Genomic DNA, 23,445 nt, shown 5'->3' on the forward strand with positions numbered 1-23,445 from the left:
GGTTTACCTCCTTGGGCATCAGCACCATGGCGTTCAACCTCAACGGCTTCAACTTCAACCAGTCAGTGATAGACTCACAAGGTCGCGTGATTGGCACATGGGCAGACGTGCTCAACCGCGCTAACTTAGGTATGGAAGTCATGCACGAGCGCAACGCTCACAACTTCCCACTCGACTTAGCAGCAGGCGATGCTACTCCAGTTGCTTTAACTGCTCCTAGCATCAACGGTTAATTTTTAGCCTGAATCTAATCTCAGAAGCGCCTCCTACTCAGGGGGCGCTTTTTCAGCATTTGGTATTTGATGGTATTTGAGCTGATTAACCTGTGGCAATGGTCAACATAAGTTAGGACGCTACAGAAAATCAGAACCGGCTTTTAACCCTGATCTCTGAATCTACGGTCTGAGCGATCGCGTGTCTTTTGATCCTTGACCCCTGCTATATTTGAGCAATAGCTTTTAATTCTTCTTGCAGCATCTTTTGATAGACCTGAGGTAAACGCTGTGTCATGACATTGTCTTCAATACCGTAACCTAAGCTTGTCCAAGTGGGAGAAAGTAGCCTGAGTACGCGATTTAGGTTTCCTTGGCGAAGTAATGCTGCAATGTCAGTTCCCCAAGCTTGGCGATCGCTTAACCAAGCGTAAACAACAGCATCTTGAAATTCTGGCTGGAAACTATATGATCGCCAAAACATCAAGCCTGGTGGCTGAGGATGATATTGCTGTGCCTTTTCTTTCCAGGTTGTATTGAGCATTTGATAGCGTCCAGCTGCAGTAGAACAGTTGCCTTGATTTGGACCTGTAACAATTGTGATACACTTCTCTGGATGACTGCTCAGATCTTCAACGTGTTGACCGCCATAAAGAATTGTGTAGGGTTGGGGGTGATTAGATTCGCTTGCTGATATTGTACGCATCAAAGCACGAAGGTAAGGATCGCCGCCATCCATGACTAATGGTGGAAGATAGCCTGTGGTGGAATCAGTTTTAGGCGATCGCCTCACTTCTGGCTGTCGATAATGTACCAAAAAACCTAGTGCCAAAACAGCAGTACTGCTTGCAATCAAACGTTTCCAAGACTTACGCATTTGCACAAAAAATCAACGACAAAAAATGAGAGGGCAGTAAAAACTGCCCTTATATTAAAGTCAGAGGAAGATCGCTTGCGGTATGTTCCTCTTTGACAAAATCGCTTTAAACAACACTCGCAAAGAGTTCTTGAAAGCTTTTTGCTGAAGCTTCTGGCTTAGCGACAATTTCCACAACTTTATTTTTTGATTCAGGATTAAACAGCGCCTCAACGCATACCTGTGCTACTTTGGTACGTGGAATACTACCATCAAACAATGTATCCGCAGCAGACATGACAATTGGATTAGAGTTATCGTCATTTTTCAAACCGCCTGGTCGGACGATAGTATAGGTAAGACCACTTTTTTGGAGATACTCCTCCGCCTGCTTTTTCCACACTAAGATTAGCCAGAACAGATTTAGAGGATGAAACAGTTGAGAAGTACACAAGGAAGAAACAAAAACAAAATGCTCTATGCCATTAGCCTTAGCAACATCTACTAAATTCTTTGTTCCTTCATAGTCTACTTTGTAAGGTCCAGTGGGGTCAAAACTAGGTTTAGCGCCCGTTGCACAGAGTAAGACAGTACTGTCTCCTACCGCAGCACGAAGACTATCTTGCTGCAAAACATCGCCAACTACTAACTCAGCCTCAGCCGGTAAAATCGATTTAGCTGACTCTACATTCCGAACCAAGGCGCGCACAGGAATGTTTCTTTTAACTAATTCTTGGACAATTCTGCGACCTGTCTCGCCTGTTGCCCCTGCTACAAATGCTTTCATTTTAAAGCTTATGCTGAATAAACGAACAATTTTTCGAGTCAGTTTAACTCACTCTCGATCTCAATTGTAGTTTTGATGAACCTTGAGATAAGCTGCACAATGGCAGAGAAACTCTAAGCCCGACATGGGAATCCTAAATACATAAGTCAAATTACAAAGGATGCGTTTATGCTGTCGAGCAATGGTGAATATAAATCTACTAGAAATGGGCAAGTGCATTGGGATGCACAATCAACGCTAGCAGAAAGTGACTATTCACATACTGATTCACCAACATGCTTTCAGGGAAAGTTCACTGACTGTATGGAAATGTATGCCTCTGCTGAAGCAGTCGCAAACTACCTCAATGCTCACCAAGGCTGGTTTTGCCGCTGCGCTCAGCCAATGAAGGTAGATTTTGTCAAGGAAAATGCATATGCATTGACGATTGGTCGTATTGGCTCGTTTGGCTATGAAGTAGAACCTAAGGTTGGCTTAGAACTTTTGCCCCCAAATGAAGGCATTTATCGCATTCAGACAATTCCAGTTCCAAACTACACTGCCCCTGGTTATGATGTAGACTTTCAAGCCATGATGGAACTTGTAGAAGCAGCCCCCGCACCCAATACAAAAACAATGACACGCGTTGAATGGGAGCTAGATTTGGCAGTTGCAGTTCATTTCCCGAAATTTGTTCAACGTTTACCAAAATCACTCGTTCAAAATACAGGCGATCGCCTTCTCAACAACATCGTTAAACAAGTTTCTCGTCGTCTAACCTATAAGGTTCAAGAAGATTTTCATAAGTCGCTGGGTTTACCTGTGCCAACAAAATCAAAACGGGCAACTTGAAGTGAAACATAAATTGTTTTGGTTGATAATTGGCGAAGCCGCCGCACGCCACTCGTGGTTTCTTAAGCAAAACGGCGGTGAAGGGTAATAGACAGCGTTTACCCTTCACCATGCACAACTAATTACATTAGTTCTATTTAATTTATGTGTAGAACTAAGGATCTGAGACTTTCACATCGAAGGCAGCAAGTTTCTACTTATCGCTTGCTGAGAATGTTTTGGATGATTTGTATGCCACTAACTGCTTGCCAACTAAATAAAGCGAGTAAAGCAGAATTTAAAACAATGTGGGTGTAACGTGCCCAGTTCTGACCTTTTTGCATAAATGGTGAGAGGCTGGCAGAAACTGCAATCATCCCTGTCATACCTAATCCCACTAATAAGTGAGGTCCAAGAAATAACTTTTGATTGTTGATGTAGGTAATACCCATCGCTGCTAGCGTACCTATCACCATGAGTGCTAAGATGACCGAACCAATTTGGTAGTGTTTAACGTTATATCTACCTTTAATCAACTCTTTTTTAACTTCACCCTCGGCATAGCGAGTCCGTCTTACTTGTACACCTAAATACAGTGCATAAAATGAAGCCGCAAGCAAACCCCACATCAAAACAGGGTGGATGAAGTTTAGCCAGAATTTAACTGCTTGTGAAAGTTCCATTGTGTTCTCATCTGTTAATAAACTTGATAAAACTTAGCATAAGTTGTTTTAGAAATTTGACCAATGAGTAATTTATCCCAATGCGGTAGTGGGAACTGGTAATCGGTACTTAAATAGAGTGTTTCGCTACTACCTTGTCTATAATCTAGTGGTGTTTCATCACTCATCTATTCAAAAGTTGCATTTAGCGATACACTAACAATGCCTTCGATGAGATGATGTTTGAACATGACTGCAACAAAAGACATCTCATTAATCAAGGCGGCTAAAAGTGGTGACATTCAACAAGTCCATGCACTCTTGAGTGCGGATGCAAGTGTGAATGCTAGCGATGCCGATGGTACAACCGCCTTGATGTTTGCTACTCAGCGCGGCTATAACGAAATTGTGCGACTGCTACTCGTTAATGGGGCTGATGTAAACCGCCCAAGAAAGCTTTACAGTTTAACGCCACTGATGTTAGCTGCAGCGGCAAATCAACTGGATATTGTGAAAACGTTGTTAGCGCATGGTGCGGATGTCAATGCAATTAATGAAGATGGTAGCACTGCATTGATGATCGCTGCACTCAAAGGTTATGCAAACATAGTACGTGTATTACTAAATGCTGGCGCTAAGGCTGTTATCCGCGATCAAGATGATGATACTGCCCTCAAGCTTGCTGTGCAGCAACAGCACGTTGATGTAGTTCAAGTGCTACTAGCTTCTGGAACACTTGATGTTAATATCCAAGACGAGCAAGGTGAGACAATATTAATACAAGCTGTCGATTTGGGTGCAACTGAGGTAGTACAAGCACTGCTAGACGCAGGAGCAGATCCAAATTTAAATATTGAGGGTGGTAGTCCGTTAGCAGCCGCAGCCGCAGGAGGTTATATGGCGATCGCTTCAGCATTACTTAATGCTGGTGCTGAAATTAATGCTCAAGATCAAGACGGAGAAACACCACTCCATTTAGCCGCTGTTGAAAAACATACAGAAGTTGTCCAGCTGTTGCTGAGTCGGGGTGCTGATGTAGAAGCTAGAAATTGTCTAGGTGATACGCCTTTAATGGTTGCAGTGTTACACGGACATAGCTCAATTGTTCGTGAATTGTTACAAATAGGCACATCAAATAAAGCTCTACTCAATATCACAACTTTAGGTGAAACGCCGCTAACACTTGCTGCGACTCAAGGACATACCGAGACAGTACAGCTATTACTCAACTACGGTGCTGATCCCAATTTACCTGCTGATGATGGAAAAACCGCATTGATGAAAGCCGCTGATCGAAATCACATTGAGGTCATTGAGTGTTTGCTGAAATCTGGAGCGCAAGTCAATCTCCAAGACAAATATCATGCAACCGCCTTGATGTGGGCAGCCCACCGAGGTTTTACTGATGCAGTAGCAATACTGCTCAAAGCAGGCGCAGATGTCACATTAAAAAATACCGCAGGCTACACTGCTTTAATGCTGGCAGAATTTAATGGATATAAAAATGTTGTGCGATCGCTTAAAACAGCAGGTGCTCAAGAATAGCGATCGCCTTTGTTGTAATGGTAATAGCAAAGGAATTTGGCACGGTTTTTGCACTAATGATATTTAGATAACGAAAATCGCAAATATCATAGAAAATCAAAAATGAGTACGCACACAAAAATTCTATCTTCTCAAAAAACGGGAGTTTTTATTATTCTTGCAGGCTTAATCGCAGGTAGCTTAACTTTAGGAACGAAAACTGCAATGATTGCTAAGCCTCGGCAAAGTGAAACAGGATGACAGCAATTCCAAAAATCACAATTCGGCGATCGCGTAACAACTGCGATATACCTGAAGCTTGATGATGTTCGCCTAAAAATTTAGGTAACTGAATATATAGGACAACATTGTCTTGTTGCCTCAATAAAGAGAAACTTTAGCGTTAATAGCGCTTATTAGGTATAAAGATAAAAGCTTGCATAGCTATTAGTTAAAGATAATGCGTTTTGTCCAAACACTTATTTATGCTTTAACTATTTACCATAACTTTTCAAGACCTTATTTACCTATTCTTAACTTAAGAGCAATCTAATATAGCAGTAAAAATATCTATAATTTCTGTAAAAACTCAGTGACAGACTATAATGCGTTACTTTAAAAAACAGTCTACAATATTAGCATTTATCATAATTATTTTTGTAGTATTCACTACAGTTAAATCTTTAGCTGCAACTGAAATTAAATGGACTACGGTTGCACCTTCTCCGGTGGGAACTGGAGAGGCAATGAGTGCAGTAGTCGGTGGTAAATTATATCAATTGGGCGGATATACTTCTAATTGGAGACCAACAAATCGCGCGGATGTATACGATCCAGCAACAAATACGTGGCAGCGACTTGCAGATATACCAGTAAGAATCACGCACGCAGGAGTTGCAGCCGACCCAGGAAATATTTACCTAGCAGGTGGGTATGTTGGTAAGCCTGAAGGTGGACAGTTATTTGCGACAAGAAAAGTTTTACGCTACAACATTGCAACAAATACCTGGTCTGAAATGCCACCATTACCACAAGCTAGAGGGAGCGGTGGATTTAGTAATTTGAAAGGGGAATTGCACTTCTTCGGTGGAGCAGATCTTAATAGAATTGACCGTGGCAATCATTGGGTACTAAAGCTTAACAATCTCGCTGCTAATTGGCAACCAGCAGCGCCTTTACCCAATCCGCGCTCGCACTTAGGAGATGCAATTGTCAACGGCAAGATTTATGCGATCGGCGGGCAGCATAGTTATGATGACTACTTAACGACACAAAATACCGTCCATGCTTGGAATCCTGCAACTCAGCAGTGGGCGAAAGTGGCTAATCTACCACAAGGTCGTAGTCATATTGGGGCTGCAACTTTTGTCGTTAATGGAGAAATATATTTAGTGGGTGGCGAAGTTAAACACGAGATGGCAGTTAATCAGGTAACAGTGTATAATCCTAAAACAAATTCATGGCGTGAGTTAACGCCATTACCTACTAAACGCCACTCAGGAGTTAGTGGTTTTATCAACGGTAATATCTACTATTCTTCAGGCGCTCCAGCTTTCAACAAAACAGTGTACCGAGGTAGATTTCAGCTGGTAAATTAGGAAAATTCCTTCAAGAATGTTGCATTTGCACAAAAGCATCTAATAACACGTCAGGAATTGGTCTAGGGCGCATTGTCATTGAGTCTACCCATACCCATAAAGCTTCAGCTGTCACTAATAAGTGGTCGTTGCCATGCTTGCGAATTTCATAGCGCCGAATCGCACGCGTACCGCGCATTTCTTGCAACCAAGTACGGACTTCTAGAGTGTCACCAGCGATCGCCGGACGAAGGTAATCAATCTCAATCCGGCGCATCACAAAAACACCACCGAGTTGACGATAAACATCTAAAGAAAAACCAAGATGTTCTAAATGTTCAATCGCGGCTTGTTCGAGGTAATGTTGATAGACTGAGTTATTGACATGACCCAGAGCATCCATTTCATAATGACGTACCCTTAGCTGTGTTGTAAATGGTTGCATAATGAGGGGCAAGGGGCGAGGGGCGAGGGACAGAGGAGACGGAAAGTTATGAGTCAGAAGTGTTGAGTTTAAGAGAGTCATGAAGTGTTAACCTCAACATTCAACACTACTCACTAACCACTATCCACTAATTACTCACTATACGCTTCCATTGGTAAACACGAGCAGACGAAATTGCGATCGCCATAAGCATTATCAATGCGTCCAACAGTAGTCCAGAATTTGTGTTCGCGAGTTTGTGGTGTTGGATAAGCAGCTTGTTCGCGGGAGTAAGAGTGTTGCCAATCAGCAGCAATCAAAGTCTCAGCAGTATGCGGGGCATTTTTCAAAACATTATCCTGCATATCTACCTTACCTGCCTCAATTGCCGCAATTTCTTGGCGAATTTGAATCATTGCCTCACAAAAGCGATCCAATTCTGCTTTTGATTCACTTTCTGTTGGTTCTACCATCATTGTGCCAGCAACAGGCCAAGAAACTGTAGGCGCGTGGAAGCCGTAATCCATTAAACGCTTGGCAATGTCGTCTACCTCAATTCCGGCAGATTTCTTGAGCGATCGCAAATCTAAAATACACTCGTGCGCAACTAAGCCTGATTTGCCCTTATATAACACTGGGTAGTAAGGTTCTAAGCGGTGGGCAATGTAATTCGCATTGAGAATCGCGACTTTAGTTGCTTGCGTTAGTCCTGCCGCACCCATCAGCGTAATATACATCCAGGAAATCGGTAAAATACTGGCACTACCCCAAGGCGCGGCAGCGATCGCCCCGATACTTTGTTCATCACCAATCTCCACCACCGGATGTCCTGGTAAAAACGCAATAAGATGCGCTGCAACTCCGATTGGTCCCATTCCTGGACCACCGCCACCATGGGGAATACAGAAAGTTTTGTGTAAGTTCAAGTGACACACATCCGCACCATAATCGCCAGGACGACAAATTCCGACTTGGGCGTTCATATTTGCCCCATCCATGTAAACTTGCCCGCCGTGGGCGTGGATAATCGCGCAAATATCCTTAATTTGTGCTTCAAAAACACCATGTGTTGAAGGATACGTCACCATCAAAGCCGCAAGTTCGTGACTGTGTTTTTCAGCTTTTGCTTGCAGATCATTAATGTCAATATTGCCTTGTTTGTCACAAGCGATCGCCACGACTTTCATCCCCGCCATCACTGCACTTGCGGGATTTGTCCCGTGGGCTGATTCTGGAATCAGACAAACATTTCGATGGGCTTCACCGCGACTTTCGTGATATTGACGGATCACAAGTAACCCCGCATATTCTCCTTGTGCGCCCGCATTTGGTTGTAGGGAAATTCCGGCAAAACCTGTGATTTCAGCTAAAGCTTGTTCGAGTTGTGCAAACAAGATTTGATACCCTCTGGTTTGAGACAAGGGTGCAAACGGATGAATTTTCCCGAACTCTTGCCACGAGATTGGCAACATTTCGGTAGTCGCATTCAACTTCATCGTGCATGAACCCAAAGGAATCATGGATGTTGTCAGCGATAGATCCTTAGCTTGCAATCGGTAAATATAGCGCAGCATCTCAGTTTCAGCATGGTAGCTGTTAAATACAGGATGTGTTAGATAGCGACTAGTGCGACTAAACGGTTTGACACTCTCAAATGCCGATTGAGGAGTTGCTAATTCTTCTAGCGTAAAAGACACTTCACTGCCAGCAAAAATTTGCCATAAATCATAGAGATCAGCTTCTGTTGTTGTTTCATTTAAGCTAATCGCGATCGCACTTTCATTAATAGTTCGTAGATTGATTTGCTGAGCTAAAGCTGCTGCAATGATTTGGGCAACACTTTCTGGTTCAAGGTCTACTCGCAGTGTATCAAAGTAGTGTTCTGAACTAACGGCATAGCCTAAATGCTTCAGACCTTCAGCCAAAATGACTGTTAGCTGATGAACTCGTTGGGCAATATTTTTCAAGCCTTGCGATCCGTGATAAACCGCATACATTGATGCCATAACCGCTAATAACACTTGAGCAGTACAAATGTTACTAGTTGCTTTTTCCCGACGAATATGCTGTTCTCTAGTTTGTAGTGCAAGACGTAGCGCTGGCTTACCATGAATATCTTTTGAAACACCAACAATTCGTCCTGGTACTTGTCGCTTGTATTGCTCTTTTGTTGCAAAATAAGCTGCATGAGGACCGCCGTAGCCAAGGGGAACGCCAAAACGCTGAGTACTCCCAATCGCGATATCAGCCCCAAATTCTCCAGGCGGCGTCAGTAAACACAGGCTTAAAAGATCGGCTGCAACTGTGATTAAAGCCCCTACTGTATGGGCTTGTTCGACAAAACTACGATAATCGTAAATTGTCCCGTCACTCGCTGGATATTGTAGCAACGCACCAAAGACAGAATCATCCCAAGTAAACGTTTGATGGTCGCCGACAACAATTTTAATTCCTAGCGGTACAGCGCGAGTTTCAACAACTGCGATCGTTTGCGGATGGCAATCTTGGGAAACGAAAAAGGTATTTGCTTTTTGCTTACACAGCCCATAACTCATTGCCATTGCTTCGGCTGCTGCTGTTGCTTCATCAAGGAGTGAGGCATTGGCAATTTCCAAACTTGTTAGATCAATAATCATTGTCTGGAAATTCAGTAGTGCTTCTAGTCGTCCTTGCGAAATCTCTGGTTGATAGGGAGTATAGGCAGTGTACCAGCCTGGATTTTCTAGAATATTGCGTTGAATGACAGGTGGGGTCATGCAGTCGTGATACCCCATGCCAATAAATGAGCGAAATACTTGATTTTTCGAGGCGATTTCTTTTAGTTTAGCTAAGGCTGCGTATTCACTCTGCGCTGGTTCTAGCTGAAGCGAGCCATTGAGTCGAATTGCCTGCGGTACAGTTTGGTCGATCAAAGCATCAAGCGTTGCCAAACCTAATTCGTCAAGCATTTGTTGAATTTCTTCCGGCTTAGAACCAATGTGCCTTTGTGCGAAAGAAAAAGATTCTTGTGCTTCTTCTATCAGCTGCTGACGAATTGAACCAGTACTAGAGCTATAAGCTACCACAGGCTGCTCTCCAGACACGACTTCTTCTTCATATTCTGCAACATTATTTTAAATAACGAGAACTAGGGACAGGATAATTATTCAATTTCATGACTTTTTCATACCTCAATCTTTTAATCCCTAGCCTGATTTAATCTCTAACTACTCACCTTCTACTTGTGCCTGATACTCATCCGCAGACATCGTATCATCAAGTTCACTAGGGTCAGTTATTTTTACTTTTAACAACCAACCTTCGCTATAGGGGTCATCGGCTAACTGTTCAGGTGCCTCCACTATGGCATCATTACACTCTACTACTGTACCGCTTACTGCAGCGTACAAGTTCTCCACAGCCTTCACCGACTCAATTGTGCCAAAGCTTTCTCCTTTCGTGATGGCATCACCAACTTCTGGCAATTCTAGAAACACAATGTCACCTAGTTGATCTACAGCAAAGGCGCTAATGCCAATTGTGGCGATATCGCCATCTAACCTTACGTACTCGTGAGAATCTTGATATTTTAAATCGCTGGGATATTCCAGTACCATATGCAACCTCAATAATAAAAAGTCTTGATACTTAGTACTTTCTACAGCATGCATCATCAAGCTGTAGAGTAAGCATTCTAGTGCTAGCGCTCATTATTTCATAAAAATCTGGGACGATTTTAAGTTAATAGCCGCGTTTTTGAACGATAGAATGGACGCTTAACGACGATCGCTGGATATAGTTTCCCCCGAATCTCAACATCTAGCTGCTGTCCTAATTGACCCAAAGCAGTAGGAACATAAGCTAAAGCAACGGGATAACCTAATGTAGGCGAGAGTGTACCGCTTGTGATTTCGCCCACAACTTTCGAGTGCGATAGCACTTGATAGCCATGACGCGCTATATTTCTACCTTCAAGACACAACCCGACTAGTTTGCGTTGAACTCCATGCGCTTTTTGTTGGGCAAGAACTTCACGCCCAATAAAGTCCTCTTTAGTGTCTAAATGAACTAGCCAGCCCATGCTAGCTTCGAGAGGTGTGGTTGTTTCATCAATATCTTGTCCGTAAAGCGCCATTGCAGCTTCGAGTCGCAGCGTATCACGCGCACCAAGCCCGCAGGGAATGACACCAGCATCGTAGAGCGATCGCCACAATTTTATCCCTATCTCTGAATCAACCATCACTTCAAATCCATCTTCTCCAGTGTACCCAGTTCGCGCTATAAACCCAGGTTGACTGAGAACTGTTGCTTCAAGATGACCAAAAGCTTTAATCTCAGATAAGTCTTCTTGAACAAATTGTTGTAGAGTGGCAGCAGCTTGGGGTCCTTGCACAGCAATTAAGACTTTTTCTGAAGAGACATCGTGCAACTGTACTTGTTCTGAATCAATGTTTTGCAAAATCCATGCTTTATCTTTATCAGTAGTTGCCGCATTGACAATCATCACGCCTCGTTGTTCACCAGCATCTTCCCCTTGGTAGTAAAAAATAATATCGTCAATAATTCCAGCTTGGGAGTTTAACAAGACAGTGTATTGCGCTTGACCTGGTTGCAGGCGTTTCAAATCCGATGGGACTAAACGCTGTAATTGAGAAATTAACTGCTTCCCGCGCAAGATGAATTTACCCATGTGGGAAATATCAAATATTCCCGCTGCAGTTCTCACCGCTTGATGTTCTTTACTAATGCCAACAAACTGCACCGGCATTTCCCAACCACCAAAGCTAGTTAGTCGGGCTTTAAGTTCGAGTGCAAGTTGATACAGAGGCGTTTGAGCTAACGGTAGCATTTCTGAAATTAACTCTTCTTGACTAGCCACAGACAACCCATTAAGTTACTAAAGATCTTATTATCTCGAACTTGACAGGCAAGATGCCTACCTCCCAGCTAATCATATTAATTTAGTTAACTCCTTAAGCACCAGATGACTTTTTAACTGATACACCGGTATTTAGCCAAACGCCACATAAAATCATTGCCCCACCTAATACAGCTAGCGGCGAAAGTAATTGCCCAACCAGGAAAATAGCAAAAATTGCCCCACATACTGGTTCAATCATGGCGACTAAGGTTGCCACACGTGCCGGAATCTTACGTACTCCCCATAAAAATAAACCAAAGGGAACAACAGTTCCTAGTAAAACAATATATGCAACTGCAGCTAAATCCATAACACTCAAGTCAAGAATTTTTTGCCAGGGAGTGAACGGTACACTCAGAAAACTACCGACTCCCATCCCCAGTCCTAATACTGTTAACGGGTGTGCTTGCATTCCCATTCCGAGATAGGAAAAAGTAGCGAACAAAAAAGCCGAAGCTATGCCATAAGCTATTCCCAATCCTCCTGCCAGCCCTTGGGGACCTACTACTAAAAAATACGCTCCCACAACTGCAAATCCTAATCCAAATAATTTCGGTCGAGACAAACTCTCTCCACGAACCAAAGCGTATAAAGTTAGTAATACTGGAGCCATATACTGTAAAAATAGCCCCGTTGCCACACTTGATAAATGAATTGCTAAATAATAGCTAACTTGAGTTAGGGTTAATGCTAATCCGATCGCAAAAAGGCGCGGTAACTCTTTATGACTTGGCGGTAAGCGCCATATGAAGGGCAAAAGAACTAAAAAACTCCCAAAAAAGCGTAACGGAACCAGAATTGCAGGTTCTAGTGTTCCTCCCATTAAACGCCCAGCCAACGCCCCAGCAAAGCCCCATAGCAGTGCAGCACACAATACTTGAATCATTTAATTGCAGATACCCTTATTGCCATTGATGCGATTGAGGTAAAGCGATTCCTACTGTAACGTATGAGAGATAAACTTATTTTCTCGTTGCAACCCCTTAATTTACATGAAGTAGCAGCTAAACAACTATCAGCATAATTAAATTAAGTTAATTTTTATTTATTTTTCTTAAAATAGAAGTATTGGTTTGAAAATAATTTGAGATCTACCTCATGTCTGCATCAAACATCCAGTCACGCGAATTGACAGCAAATCAACAGGTATCTGATTCAACATCTTGGAAGATTAAGTTACTGTATGATGGCGAGTGCCCGTTGTGTTTGCGCGAAGTCAACTTTTTGAGGAAACAAGATGCTAGTCGCGGGCTTGTAGCATTTGTAGATATTGCCGATGAAAATTATACCCCTGAAGCACATGGCGGCGTAGATTTTGAAACTGCGATGGGGCGGATTCATGCAGTCATGCCTGATGGTAAAGTTATCCAGAATGTAGAAGTTTTTCGCCGAGTTTACGAAACTTTAGGGATGGGATGGGTTTACGCTATCACCAAGCTACCCGTCATTGGTGCTTTTGCCGATATGCTCTATGGCATTTGGGCTGACTGGCGGTTGCGACTTACTGGAAGACCAGACTTAGCAGCAATTGTTGCCGAGCGCCAAAAGCAGTTAGAATGCAAAACACAAGGGCGCTGCCAAATTAAATGAATTATTTTGATGCCCGACAATACGCGCCTGCAACTCTTCGCAATCGAGAACCAATTCTCAAAGTTCTACTCGAAGTTTTGCCACCAACAGGCACAGTCTTAGAAGTCTCTAGTGGAACTGGAGAACATGCTGTCTTTTTTGCCCCGCGAATTCATCCTCGTGAGTGGTTGCCGTCCGACCCTAATCCAGTAGCACGAGCTAGTATCATGGCATGGAGCAAACATGCTCCTGCCGAAAATTTATATCCAGTGATCGCTCTCGATGCTTGCGATCCAGTTTGGACGGTTGAACAACAATCACGAGAAATTGTTGCGATCGTCAACATTAACATGATCCACATTGCGCCTTGGTCGGCTTGCTTAGGATTACTTGCAGGTGCAAAGCGAATTCTTTCCTCTGGTGGTATTTTGTATCTCTACGGACCTTTTAAACAAGGTAATCAGCATACGGCAGAGAGTAATGCTACATTTGATGCCAGTTTACGCGCCCAAAATCCAGCGTGGGGAGTGCGGAATTTAGAGGACGTTGTAGAAGTAGCCAAGACTGAACATTTTTCCCTCATTAAAACTGTTGCCATGCCAGCAAATAATCTTTCGGTAATTTTTCAAAAGACGAATGAAAGTTGCGATCGCTCTGAGTGAGACTAACGCTCTAGCAATGAGAAATTCTATCATAACCATGTTAGATTTCTATGGCACTAAGACTCGTCAGAATGGGCGGAATCAAGTATTATCAAATTAATTTCAACTTCATATTTACTTAATCATTTGCGATTTGCCTACACACCATCAGGTTTAGTTAGTGCGGTCGTCATTTGAGGTGAAACACGATCGCCCGCAGCGATCGCGGTCAAATCCGCAGTGTTGCCCAATCAAGTATTGATGAGGTGCTGTTAAAGGAGCACTACTATGCTGCATTTGAAGAGATTTTTATATCAGCAAGTGGTGTTTTTGTGTCTTAAGCTCAGCTTGATAGGGTATAAATGCAGCAACCTAAAAAAATCTCTTGTTTAGCAAAAACATTCAAAAATAATTACAATCACCCTTTACCTAAACAACAATTCCCGTGTTAGAAGCATGTATACTCGCAACAATATTATGTGGATTTTTCGGCATTATTTTTAAAAAGAACATAATGATGAAGATCATCTCAATGGATGTTATGAGTACAGGAGTCATTGCCTATTATGTGCTGATTGCATCGCGAGATGGCTTATTTACACCTATTTTGGCAAATACTCAAAAAGGTGCTTACGCCGATCCAGTTCCTCAGGCAGTGATATTAACAGCGATCGTCATTGGTTTTTCGATTCAAGCTTTAATGCTAGTTGGAGTACTGAAATTGGCACAAGATAACCCGACTTTGGAAAGCAACGAGATCGAGAAGAACAATATGCCATGAATACTCTGACAATTGCCTGGATTGCTTTATCACTGTTTATGGGGTTCGTCATTTATTTGCTCCCCAAAGTTGACCGATATCTTGCACTGAGTGTAGCTGGAGTTTCGCTGGCATATGCGTTGCAAGTATTTGTACAACAGTCGCCTTTGACGCTGCAATTGCTAGATAATTTCGGCGTTACATTAGTCGTCGATCAGTTGAGTGGCTACTTCATATTAACCAATGCATTAGTAACAGCGGCAGTCATTATCTACTGTTGGCATGATAAAACGGCTTTTTTTTATATGCAGACTATTATTCTGCATGGTAGTTTGAATGCCGTATTTATTTGTGCAGATTTCATGAGCCTTTATGTGGCATTAGAGGTGATTGGAATTGCTGCATTTCTTTTGATTGCCTATCCGCGAACGGAACGCTCAATCTGGGTTGCTTTACGTTATCTATTCGTCAGCAACACGGCAATGCTGTTTTATTTAGTAGGCGCAATCTTAGTTTACAAGGCAAATCACTCTTTTGCTTTTGCTGGTTTAAGTGAGGCACCAACTGAAGCAGTTGCCTTGATTGTTTTAGGATTATTAACAAAAGGAGGAGTCTTTATCTCAGGTTTGTGGCTGCCGTTGACTCATTCAGAATCAGAAACACCAGTATCGGCACTATTGTCAGGAATTGTCGTCAAAGCGGGAGTATTTCCTCTCTTACGTTGTGCGCTGCTTGTTGATGATGTATATGCGATCGCCCGAATTTTTGGAGTTGCCGCAGCATTGTTTGGTGTATTCTATGCAATTTTAGAAAAAGATACTAAGCGCACGCTGGCATTAAGTACACTTTCACAGTTGGGCTGGATTCTCGCTTCACCAGAAGCAGGAGGCTTGTATGCGCTGGCACATGGCACAGCAAAATCAACGCTATTTTTGATTGCGGGGAATTTGCCAAGTCGCAACTTCCAAGAACTACAACAACATCGAGCAATTAATCCTGTGTTGTGGATTGCTTTAACTATAGCTGGTCTTTCAATCTCAGGTTTTCCTTTATTTGTTGGTTTTGGCGCAAAGATATTAACACTGAGTTATTTGCCTAATGCTTATGCAACCGCCATGAACATTGGAGCCGTAGGAACAGCGATTGTGTATGCCAAATTCATCTTTCTCCCGCGTGGAGGGCAAGAAAAAATTCGCTTTGGTTTAGTGCTAGGGATAAGTTTGACGATTAGTGCTTTGCTCTTAGCAAACATTGCTTACTACCAAGCTTATACCATTGCAAATATTGCCAAAGTACTTGCCATTATTGCCATTGGCTGGATGGCGTATCTCTTAATTTTACGTCGCGCAGAGCTTAAACTACCGCGTATGCTTGAGCAATTTGAGCATCTCATTGGTGGTATGAGTCTGATGTTGATATTGCTGTTTTGGATGGTATTTGCATGACTGGATATCTCAATTTGATATTGCGACTCGTTATCTGGTTTCTCCTCACTGCTAACTTTAGTGCGGTTAATATCATCATTGGTGTGAGTGTGGCATTGCTTTTACCCCACAAACATAGATCTCGTACGGCATTAAAAGATTGGTTACGGGCATTAGGTGAGATTGTTGTAGCGATTCCACAGGCATATATTGAAGCTTTTGAAATCATCCTCCGTCCGCATACTCAAGAGGAAGTCACCATGGAACGAGTGCCACCGCAACGGACACCTGGACTCATCTTTCTTGATATATTCTTGATCACTTTTACCCCCAAAACAATTGTTTTGAAATATCACGAACACGGCTGGTACGAAGTCCACCGAGTGCGACGGAGGAAAGCATGAATTTGGTCATAATGGCAATGATTTTAGCGCTGCTGATACCAATTTACGAAGCTTGGAGAGATGATGAAGTCTGGCAACGGATGTTGGCATTTGCCAGTATTGCTACCAAAACATCAATTATGGCACTCGTGATTTCTGTTTTACGCGACGACTGGATGATCGGAATTGTCGCTGTGATTATCCTCAGTGTCGGAAATGCTGCATTAATGCTGCTGGCTCATGTGATTAAACGATTGAATGATGTCTCTAATTAGTAAAATATGCTTAACGTATTAAGTTATACCTGTATAGGTTTAGGAATAGTTTTTTGGTTTTGGGGAACCTCGCATTTACTTGGCGATCGCTCAATTTTATTTAAACTACATAGTCTTTCAGTTGCAGATACTCTGGGATCGATGAGTATCATCATCGGACTACTTATAAAAATACCTAGTGAATGGCCTTTGTTGATTCTCGCGATTATCTCTTTAGCAATTTGGAACACTGTGCTGGGATATGTCTTAGCCTACTGCTCTAGTAGTGGAGATAACTATGAACGAGAATGATATCTCTGTTTATGTTATTACAGCACTGCTGCCATTGACTGCATTTATGTTGATATTTCAGGTTAATCCCTACCATGCCTTAGTTATGCGTGGCATTTTGGGAGCAATAGCAGCATTAGTGTATGCGGTTTTGGGAGCTGCAGATGTGGCTTTAACTGAAGCATTGGTAGGTACAATGCTGGCAATTACACTTTATGCAGTTGCAGTACGTTCATCACTCGTAATGCGGCTTGGTATCCTTAAAGATTTGAGTACACAGGGCGAACGCCAATTTGAACAACTATTAGACGATTTACGCACCATCTTGGGCAAACGTCATATGCGACTTGAGGTATTTCCCTACACAGATATGCAGTCATTAGATCAAGCACTGATTGAGAAAGAAGTACACGCAGTATGCAGCCAGCGATCGCAACCACAGTCTGACTTTGAACAAGACTATGCAACCTGTGAAAATGACAAACTATCCTTTCATACTGCCGTCAGGGTGCAACGCCTCTACGAAATTATGCAAGCAGAACTTGCATCGCCAGGCAATATTCTTACCTATGTCAAGCCATCAGACTCAAAGGAGGAGCATTCATGAAATGGGTCTATATTGCGGCGGGAATTGCACTATTTATCAAAATGCTGCTGATACCCAATCCAGCACTCAATTTATCAGATAATTCAATTGTAGAATTGGTTGTTCGAGATAGTGGTGTACCCAATGCAGTGTCGGGTATTATCTTCCGAAATCGCTTGTATGACACAATTTTTGAGGTTGTAGTATTTACAATTTCCATCTTGGGCGCTTATTTTCTACTGGCTAATGAAAAGCCATCGACCAAAATTTATCAGTTTACCGATCAACCATCGATTGTGTTAGCACGTTTAGGTGCAACCATTGCTGCATTGGTCAGTATTGAACTTGCAATTCGGGGGCATTTAAGCCCTGGTGGTGGTTTTGCCGCTGGAGTAGCAGGTGGAACAGCGATCGGTTTAGTTGCGATTACCTCGCCATCAGAGTGGATGCAGGCACTCTACAAGCGCTGGCACTTCGCTACATGGGAAAAAGTTTCGATTTTGATTTTTATTGGGCTAGCAGTCATTACTTTGTCTGGTCTAGAATTACCACACGGAGAATTAGGCGCACTTGTGAGCGGAGGAGTTATTCCTATTCTCAACATTTTAGTTGCCGCGAAAGTTGCCTTAGGTTCGTGGGCTGTGATTTTGCTATTTATTCGTTATCGTGGGTTGTTGTAAAAAGGGGAAGATAGACCCAAAGTTTTAAATTTTGAATTTTGAGCTAACTCTATTCATCATCTATAACTCCACACAGCAGTAAATCTATTTCCTTAACAATTTACTTCTACAAGCTTAGAGAAATCTTGAACTGCATAACTGTCTTGAATTACCCGACACTTGAGGTAACTTAATGGAAATTATGTCTTAGTAACATGAGTGGTTTGATTATTACAAGTCTCAATCCAGGCTATCTGATGCTTTTTGAGTTCCATATTTAAGTTTGGTGGTAATTTTGCTTTGCCAGAAAGCGCTAGTAAGTAAATAAGGTCTAGGCAAAACTTTCCACGAAAGTAGCCACCATGAGAGTCAATTTGACCAATTCCTAGAAAATGACAGATAGAGGTTGCTATATAATTGAGTAAATTTGTGATGGAATTATTTGCTGTCAGTACACTTAAGCGCCGTCCCTGTAACTCTGAATTAGTAACTAACTTATCTTGATAATCAGTACAATCAACGACTGTAAGATACTGGTATACATCACTTGTAGAATAGAAAGGCTTCTCTGTCAGATTAATATTACGGGTGAATGCACGCACACCAAGAGCTTTATCGCCAACATTTATCATGCCATAAGAGCGGTTTTTAGTGAGTGTAAGATTCCCAAGTCGATAGCCACCAATCCGAGAAGCCGAGGGAAAAACGAAGTAGTTCGCCACAGTTGAAGCCAGACGTAGCACCATGTCTGCATCATTAGTAAACAGGTAAGCTTCCTTAAAGCGCGGCAAGCAACTTTTTAGAAAGTTGGAGTGACCTGTAGTAATTGCCCAAATGGGAATATCTGGCGATGCCAGAATCAGCGACTTCAAAGTAAAGAAATGTCCAATCTTGCTGAGTTCTACGATTTCCTCAGCAGTTAAAGGTCTTTTAGTATCTGTACCGCCAAAAGGACCATCAGTCGTCTTCCACCGCATAATTGCGGACGGATCAAAAATATCGGAGAGAATGCGAATCATCTGAGTTGTCACAAAGCAACCCATACTATGTGCAATAAAGCTGAGATTGACAACTCCAAAAAACTCAGGATCTGACTTTAAGTGTTCCGCTGCTTCAGGAGAATGAAGTGCCTTTTCCTGAAGAATCTCTTGTAATATCACATGTAACCAACGTACTAACTCAACGGCATCAAAAACACCATGATTGGCAGCGCGATCGCGATCTCGAAAATAGACAACTAGGCGTAGAGCAACTAAACACAACACTAAACCTCCTAAAATCAAACCTAATGAATACAGTAGAGTTGCTCTAAACAAAAATATTAAGGCGACTGCCCCAATAAGAAGTAGCTGTAGCATTAGTGGCATTGCTCGAAACCAATCAATCCATTGAGACTTAAGAACTGATTCTGATGGCCAAGAGAAGTTAATAAAAATTACAAAATTATCAAAATATTTGCCAGAAGTATCTACTTGAAACTTGCGTTCTAAAGGCTCGTAAGTATTCTTTTCAAAATTTTCAAGTGAAACGTTATATCCATGAATATCTAAAATAATACTGATTTTTTCGAGGATATTTTGTCCCGAGTTCTCCCATTTGGATTCAATAAACTTTTTTAGAGTTTCTTTAAGTTGAGCTAGAGCATTTAGAGAATAAGAATAATCTGAGAACAGATCTTCACGATATTGGCTCTCGGCATTATTAGGGACTGTACTACAAATTAAACAATGAGCAAATGTTGTACCATTTTGGTTGTAGCGCTTAATAATTAGCTGAGGATGTTCTGTTGGTTGATTCATATTGCTTGACTACTCTTCAAAGTACCTCTTCGAGTAGTAGAGTACATTGCACAATGACACTGAGGTATTTTTTACTGATTATCAAAGCGAACGGTGAGTGTTGCTAGCTATAGGTACACAATACTTAGCGTTAGCTTATTTGTTAATCTAGTTCAGTAATTATTATGCAGCTCTACGATAATACTTCTATATCTACGTCATAAATAGACTTAGAAATATATTGACTTGTTGTCTCACAGTAAATAAAATGCCAAATACTTCAATACAATTCTTGCTCTTTTTAGCAAATGAAAATGAAATTGTTGTCCTAATTAGATAAGAAAGCTTTTGGTGTAAAGTACAGTGAAACTTCTCAATCTAGTTAGTTTTATCTATTTCTTTCTCTATAGCTGAGTGACGTTTGATTACACTAGCTAATGCTATTAGTGTGCTTTTGCCGTTCAATATGGTGGGCTGCTCATGTGAATATTGCTCTAGCTACTAGTCAGTTTGACAGCAAATTTACCATCTTGTATTTTCCATCACGAGATAATCCGACATCTTCGGAATTGGAATACAAAACTTTACAGTACAGTTATATTGTTTGAGTACCGTTTAAAATTACTTTTGTCGTAGTCATCTTTCTTAAAAAGATGAGCATGTAAGGCAATTAAGCGATCGCAAATTAAAAATTAAGTGAATTATTTTAGGAGTAGTGAGTAAGCTAGCAGTAAATCACCGATGCCTCTTTTCACTACCTGATGGAATTGCACCATGTTTTAGTTATGCAATGCTCAGTAGCATCCCTGTCCTCATAAATATTGCAAATGTCTATATTGACACTAGTTTTAAGAATGGAGCTAAGCGGATTCGAACCGCTGACCCCCTCAATGCCATTGAGGTGCTCTACCAACTGAGCTATAACCCCTTGAGCGTTTTGTATTATGGCTGAATAATCGATAAGTTGTCAAGTTTTGCTTGCTGTGGTTGATTTGATGTGATTACACTGACGCACTCATGAGGTAGGTTATGCAGTTACCCATGAGAAAATAAACAACTAGCATTGCTGCGGCTGCAAGTGCCACTAGAGTGCCTGCTAGCATCAAAGAAAACTCTTTACGATAAAAGGCTTCTTCCATTAAGTGCAGTGACCAAGCCACCAGCGCTACATCAAATATGAGAATTGGTATCAGCATTCTTAAAAAGTTAATTCTTATTCATATATCTTAACAAGAAAATTTACAATGCGCTTGCAACGAAATATGAGTTAATTCTTAAGCTGTGACTCTGACTGGACACCCGCGATCGCGCAAGTAATCTTTAATTTCTCTAACACTTAATTGACCGTAATGTAACAGCGATGCCAATAAGGCGGCTTCGGCTTTACCTTCAGTGAGTGCAGTATGAATGTGTTCGCAGTTGCCTGCACCACCAGAAGCAATGACAGGAATTTCAACTGCCGAAGCGATCGCCCGCGTTAATTCCAAGTCATATCCAGCTTGCGTGCCATCAGCATCCATGCTCGTGACTAGTAATTCGCCTGCGCCTCTTTGTGCGACTTCTTTTGCCCAAGAAAGCGCATCAATGCCAGTGTTTTCGCGTCCACCCCGTACATAAACATCCCATCCAGGGTTAGCTGCGTCTTGCCTCCGTCGTGCGTCTATAGCAATGACTATACACTGATTACCAAAGCGATCGCTAGCACGGTCAATAAGTTCAGGTTGCCTTACAGCAGCAGAATTGATACTTACTTTATCTGCGCCGGCTCTTAACAAACTTTTAATTTGTTCTAAGGATTGAATACCACCGCCAACAGTGAGGGGAATAAACACCTGTTCTGCTGTGCGATACACCACATCAATAATGATGTCGCGGTCTTCATGAGTTGCTGTAATATCAAGAAACACGAGTTCGTCTGCTCCAGCAGCATTGTAAACTTTGGCAAGTTCAACAGGATCGCCCGCATCTTGTAAATTAACAAAGTTAATTCCTTTCACCACTCGCCCCGCGTTGACATCCAAACACGGCAGAATTCTTTTTGCTAACATTGCCTGCTCCTGAGTTAGTCGTGTAACGATCAAAGCACAATTAATTTGTGTATTTAAATTAAATTTTTAATCATGGCGATAATTTCTTCTAAGCAATCTCACTCTGAACCCGAACGCCGTAACACGACAACTACTCGTCGTCCCACTCCCCAGCGTGAAGAACTTTTACAGCCGAAAGCGACAGTTGATGAGCGTAGTAAGCAAGAAGAAAGCATTCGCCCCCAAAAATTTGCTGATTACATTGGTCAAAAAGATTTAAAAGAAGTTCTTGATATTGCTATTAAAGCGGCAAAAGCTAGAAGTGAAATCCTCGATCACCTACTATTGTATGGTTCACCTGGATTGGGAAAAACCACAATGGCGCTGATTTTAGCCGCAGAAATGGGCGTTAATTGCAAAATCACGAGTGCGCCAGCCTTAGAACGTCCACGAGATATTGTGGGTCTTCTTGTGGGATTGCAGCCAGGAGATGTTTTATTTATCGATGAAATTCATCGTTTATCGCGCATGGCAGAAGAAATTTTGTATCCGGCGATGGAAGATTTTCGGGTTGACATTACAACGGGTAAAGGTTCAAGTGCCAAGTCTCGCAGCATACCCTTGCAAAAGTTTACTTTGGTAGGAGCAACAACACGCGCAGGTTCGCTATCATCACCGTTACGCGATCGCTTCGGATTAGTACAACGATTGCGGTTTTATCAGCCCGAAGAACTCAGTCAAATTGTTTTGCGTACAGCACAGTTACTTCAAACGGCGATCGCTGATGATGGGGCGCTAGAAATTGCGCGGCGATCGCGCGGAACACCAAGAATTGCCAATCGCTTGCTGAAAAGAGTACGCGACTACGCCGAAGTTAAATCTGCGGGAACTATCGACCAAAATGTTGCAGCCGAAGCATTAGAACTATTTCAAGTCGATCCTTGCGGCTTAGATTGGACAGATCGCCAAATGCTAAGTGTGATGATTGAACAGTTTAATGGCGGACCTGTCGGTATTGAAACAATGGCAGCAGCCACAGGCGAAGATACACAGACGATTGAGGAAGTGTATGAACCATACCTGATGCAAATAGGCTATCTCCAGCGAACACCTCGCGGTAGAGTTGCTAGTCCTGCAGCATATCAACACTTGGGTTTTACTCCGCCTAATGAGCAGCTTTCTTTACTACCATAAGCATGGAACTTGGTAATGGGTAATGGGTAATGGGTGCTTAAATTTAATAATCCATCACCGCTTATCATTATGCTGGAACTAATTCAGCTTTTTTGGGTTGGGTATCTTGCCTGATCAAGTTAAAGTT

Annotated in this window: 27 protein-coding genes, 1 tRNA gene and 1 pseudogene; 14 read left to right on the top strand and 15 right to left on the bottom strand. The window is 42.2% G+C overall.

Annotated features, from left to right (window positions below; genetic code table 11):
- Positions 1-233: pseudogene (locus CSQ79_RS20875) on the top strand (photosystem II q(b) protein); the annotation flags it as partial.
- 205 nt (positions 234-438) lie between these two features.
- Here CSQ79_RS20875 and CSQ79_RS20880 read toward each other — a convergent pair.
- Both CSQ79_RS20880 and CSQ79_RS20885 read right to left on the bottom strand, forming a co-directional pair.
- A complete protein-coding gene (locus CSQ79_RS20880; protein WP_099703060.1) occupies positions 439-1,089 on the bottom strand; it encodes a glycoside hydrolase family 24 protein in 651 nt (216 codons plus the stop codon).
- A gap of 106 nt (positions 1,090-1,195) precedes the next feature.
- The gene (locus tag CSQ79_RS20885; RefSeq protein WP_099703061.1) at positions 1,196-1,855 is read right to left on the bottom strand and encodes an NAD(P)H-binding protein; all 660 of its coding nucleotides are present in this window, start codon (positions 1,853-1,855) and stop codon (positions 1,196-1,198) included.
- 168 nt (positions 1,856-2,023) lie between these two features.
- Between CSQ79_RS20885 and CSQ79_RS20890 the strand changes: the two genes are divergently transcribed.
- Positions 2,024-2,686 carry a DUF1997 domain-containing protein gene (locus tag CSQ79_RS20890; RefSeq protein WP_099703062.1) on the top strand — a complete coding sequence of 221 codons (663 nt, stop codon included), beginning with the start codon at positions 2,024-2,026 and terminating at the stop codon, positions 2,684-2,686.
- A 197-nt stretch (positions 2,687-2,883) separates the two neighbouring features.
- On the opposite strand, the gene CSQ79_RS20895 is transcribed toward CSQ79_RS20890, so the two are convergent.
- On the bottom strand, positions 2,884-3,348 hold the full coding sequence (locus CSQ79_RS20895; protein WP_099703063.1) for a DUF4079 domain-containing protein: 465 nt from the start codon (positions 3,346-3,348) through the stop codon (positions 2,884-2,886).
- 14 nt (positions 3,349-3,362) lie between these two features.
- Positions 3,363-3,515 (bottom strand): hypothetical protein, encoded by a 153-nt coding sequence (locus tag CSQ79_RS28260; RefSeq protein ID WP_289501391.1) that lies wholly within the window; start codon positions 3,513-3,515, stop codon positions 3,363-3,365.
- A 61-nt stretch (positions 3,516-3,576) separates the two neighbouring features.
- Between CSQ79_RS28260 and CSQ79_RS20900 the strand changes: the two genes are divergently transcribed.
- Complete coding sequence (locus tag CSQ79_RS20900) at positions 3,577-4,872, top strand: ankyrin repeat domain-containing protein (protein ID WP_099703064.1); 1,296 nt, start codon at positions 3,577-3,579, stop codon at positions 4,870-4,872.
- A 211-nt stretch (positions 4,873-5,083) separates the two neighbouring features.
- Here the strand turns inward: CSQ79_RS20900 and CSQ79_RS28265 are convergent, their stop codons facing one another.
- Positions 5,084-5,236: a hypothetical protein gene (locus CSQ79_RS28265; protein WP_289501392.1), complete on the bottom strand. Its 153-nt coding sequence runs from the start codon at positions 5,234-5,236 to the stop codon at positions 5,084-5,086.
- 220 nt (positions 5,237-5,456) lie between these two features.
- On the opposite strand from CSQ79_RS28265, the gene CSQ79_RS20905 reads away from it, so the two are divergent.
- Positions 5,457-6,449, top strand: a complete 993-nt coding sequence (locus tag CSQ79_RS20905) for a Kelch repeat-containing protein (protein ID WP_099703065.1) — start codon at positions 5,457-5,459, stop codon at positions 6,447-6,449.
- A gap of 10 nt (positions 6,450-6,459) precedes the next feature.
- Here CSQ79_RS20905 and CSQ79_RS20910 read toward each other — a convergent pair whose 3' ends face one another.
- From CSQ79_RS20910 to CSQ79_RS20930, 5 genes are all read right to left on the bottom strand, one after another.
- Entirely contained in the window at positions 6,460-6,873 is a 414-nt protein-coding gene (locus CSQ79_RS20910) for an acyl-CoA thioesterase (RefSeq protein WP_099703066.1), read from the bottom strand.
- Between the two features lie 131 nt (positions 6,874-7,004).
- Positions 7,005-9,917, bottom strand: coding sequence for an aminomethyl-transferring glycine dehydrogenase (gcvP, locus tag CSQ79_RS20915; RefSeq protein WP_099703182.1), 2,913 nt, complete (start codon positions 9,915-9,917; stop codon positions 7,005-7,007).
- A gap of 141 nt (positions 9,918-10,058) precedes the next feature.
- Positions 10,059-10,448, bottom strand: a complete 390-nt coding sequence (gene gcvH, locus CSQ79_RS20920) for a glycine cleavage system protein GcvH (protein WP_099703183.1) — start codon at positions 10,446-10,448, stop codon at positions 10,059-10,061.
- Positions 10,449-10,567: 119 nt separating this feature from the next.
- Complete coding sequence (gene gcvT, locus CSQ79_RS20925) at positions 10,568-11,710, bottom strand: glycine cleavage system aminomethyltransferase GcvT (protein ID WP_502693949.1); 1,143 nt, start codon at positions 11,708-11,710, stop codon at positions 10,568-10,570.
- A 94-nt stretch (positions 11,711-11,804) separates the two neighbouring features.
- Positions 11,805-12,638, bottom strand: a complete 834-nt coding sequence (locus CSQ79_RS20930; protein ID WP_099703067.1) for an EamA family transporter — start codon at positions 12,636-12,638, stop codon at positions 11,805-11,807.
- A 212-nt stretch (positions 12,639-12,850) separates the two neighbouring features.
- Between CSQ79_RS20930 and CSQ79_RS20935 the strand changes: the two genes are divergently transcribed.
- Together CSQ79_RS20935 and CSQ79_RS20940 are read left to right on the top strand one after the other, a co-directional pair.
- Positions 12,851-13,342 (top strand): thiol-disulfide oxidoreductase DCC family protein, encoded by a 492-nt coding sequence (locus CSQ79_RS20935; protein WP_099703068.1) that lies wholly within the window; start codon positions 12,851-12,853, stop codon positions 13,340-13,342.
- Entirely contained in the window at positions 13,339-13,983 is a 645-nt protein-coding gene (locus CSQ79_RS20940; protein WP_099703069.1) for a DUF938 domain-containing protein, read from the top strand. Before CSQ79_RS20935 ends, CSQ79_RS20940 begins: the two co-directional genes overlap by 4 nt.
- 153 nt (positions 13,984-14,136) lie before the next feature.
- Here CSQ79_RS20940 and CSQ79_RS28270 read toward each other — a convergent pair whose 3' ends face one another.
- A complete protein-coding gene (locus CSQ79_RS28270; RefSeq protein WP_289501393.1) occupies positions 14,137-14,259 on the bottom strand; it encodes a hypothetical protein in 123 nt (40 codons plus the stop codon).
- A 148-nt stretch (positions 14,260-14,407) separates the two neighbouring features.
- Between CSQ79_RS28270 and CSQ79_RS20945 the strand changes: the two genes are divergently transcribed.
- Genes CSQ79_RS20945 through CSQ79_RS20975 form a run of 7 tightly spaced genes read left to right on the top strand, consistent with a single transcriptional unit; the run spans position 14,408 to position 18,340 of the window.
- The gene (locus tag CSQ79_RS20945) at positions 14,408-14,743 is read left to right on the top strand and encodes a cation:proton antiporter subunit C (protein WP_099703070.1); all 336 of its coding nucleotides are present in this window, start codon (positions 14,408-14,410) and stop codon (positions 14,741-14,743) included.
- Positions 14,740-16,167: a cation:proton antiporter gene (locus CSQ79_RS20950; RefSeq protein ID WP_099703071.1), complete on the top strand. Its 1,428-nt coding sequence runs from the start codon at positions 14,740-14,742 to the stop codon at positions 16,165-16,167. The genes CSQ79_RS20945 and CSQ79_RS20950 overlap by 4 nt, the downstream gene beginning before the upstream one ends.
- Positions 16,164-16,550 (top strand): Na+/H+ antiporter subunit E, encoded by a 387-nt coding sequence (locus CSQ79_RS20955; protein WP_099703072.1) that lies wholly within the window; start codon positions 16,164-16,166, stop codon positions 16,548-16,550. The genes CSQ79_RS20950 and CSQ79_RS20955 overlap by 4 nt, the downstream gene beginning before the upstream one ends.
- On the top strand, positions 16,547-16,804 hold the full coding sequence (locus CSQ79_RS20960; protein WP_099703073.1) for a hypothetical protein: 258 nt from the start codon (positions 16,547-16,549) through the stop codon (positions 16,802-16,804). Before CSQ79_RS20955 ends, CSQ79_RS20960 begins: the two co-directional genes overlap by 4 nt.
- 6 nt (positions 16,805-16,810) lie before the next feature.
- A complete protein-coding gene (locus tag CSQ79_RS20965) occupies positions 16,811-17,095 on the top strand; it encodes a monovalent cation/H(+) antiporter subunit G (protein ID WP_099703074.1) in 285 nt (94 codons plus the stop codon).
- Positions 17,082-17,681 (top strand): DUF4040 domain-containing protein, encoded by a 600-nt coding sequence (locus CSQ79_RS20970; RefSeq protein WP_099703075.1) that lies wholly within the window; start codon positions 17,082-17,084, stop codon positions 17,679-17,681. The genes CSQ79_RS20965 and CSQ79_RS20970 overlap by 14 nt, the downstream gene beginning before the upstream one ends.
- Positions 17,678-18,340, top strand: a complete 663-nt coding sequence (locus CSQ79_RS20975) for a Na(+)/H(+) antiporter subunit B (protein WP_099703076.1) — start codon at positions 17,678-17,680, stop codon at positions 18,338-18,340. The genes CSQ79_RS20970 and CSQ79_RS20975 overlap by 4 nt, the downstream gene beginning before the upstream one ends.
- 179 nt (positions 18,341-18,519) lie before the next feature.
- Here CSQ79_RS20975 and CSQ79_RS20980 read toward each other — a convergent pair whose 3' ends face one another.
- The 4 genes from CSQ79_RS20980 to hisF all read right to left on the bottom strand — a co-directional run bounded on the left by CSQ79_RS20980 (position 18,520) and on the right by hisF (position 22,145).
- Positions 18,520-20,118 (bottom strand): alpha/beta hydrolase, encoded by a 1,599-nt coding sequence (locus tag CSQ79_RS20980; RefSeq protein WP_099703077.1) that lies wholly within the window; start codon positions 20,116-20,118, stop codon positions 18,520-18,522.
- Positions 20,119-20,952: 834 nt separating this feature from the next.
- Positions 20,953-21,025 (bottom strand) — tRNA-Ala (locus CSQ79_RS20985).
- Positions 21,026-21,098: 73 nt separating this feature from the next.
- Positions 21,099-21,293, bottom strand: a complete 195-nt coding sequence (locus CSQ79_RS20990; RefSeq protein WP_099703078.1) for a hypothetical protein — start codon at positions 21,291-21,293, stop codon at positions 21,099-21,101.
- Positions 21,294-21,371: 78 nt separating this feature from the next.
- Positions 21,372-22,145, bottom strand: a complete 774-nt coding sequence (gene hisF / locus CSQ79_RS20995) for an imidazole glycerol phosphate synthase subunit HisF (protein WP_099703079.1) — start codon at positions 22,143-22,145, stop codon at positions 21,372-21,374.
- A 72-nt stretch (positions 22,146-22,217) separates the two neighbouring features.
- On the opposite strand from hisF, the gene ruvB reads away from it, so the two are divergent.
- Complete coding sequence (ruvB, locus tag CSQ79_RS21000; protein WP_099703080.1) at positions 22,218-23,318, top strand: Holliday junction branch migration DNA helicase RuvB; 1,101 nt, start codon at positions 22,218-22,220, stop codon at positions 23,316-23,318.
- Positions 23,319-23,445: the final 127 nt, after the last annotated feature.

The organism is Gloeocapsopsis sp. IPPAS B-1203 (assembly GCF_002749975.1).
Classification (GTDB): Bacteria; Cyanobacteriota; Cyanobacteriia; order Cyanobacteriales; family Chroococcidiopsidaceae; genus Gloeocapsopsis.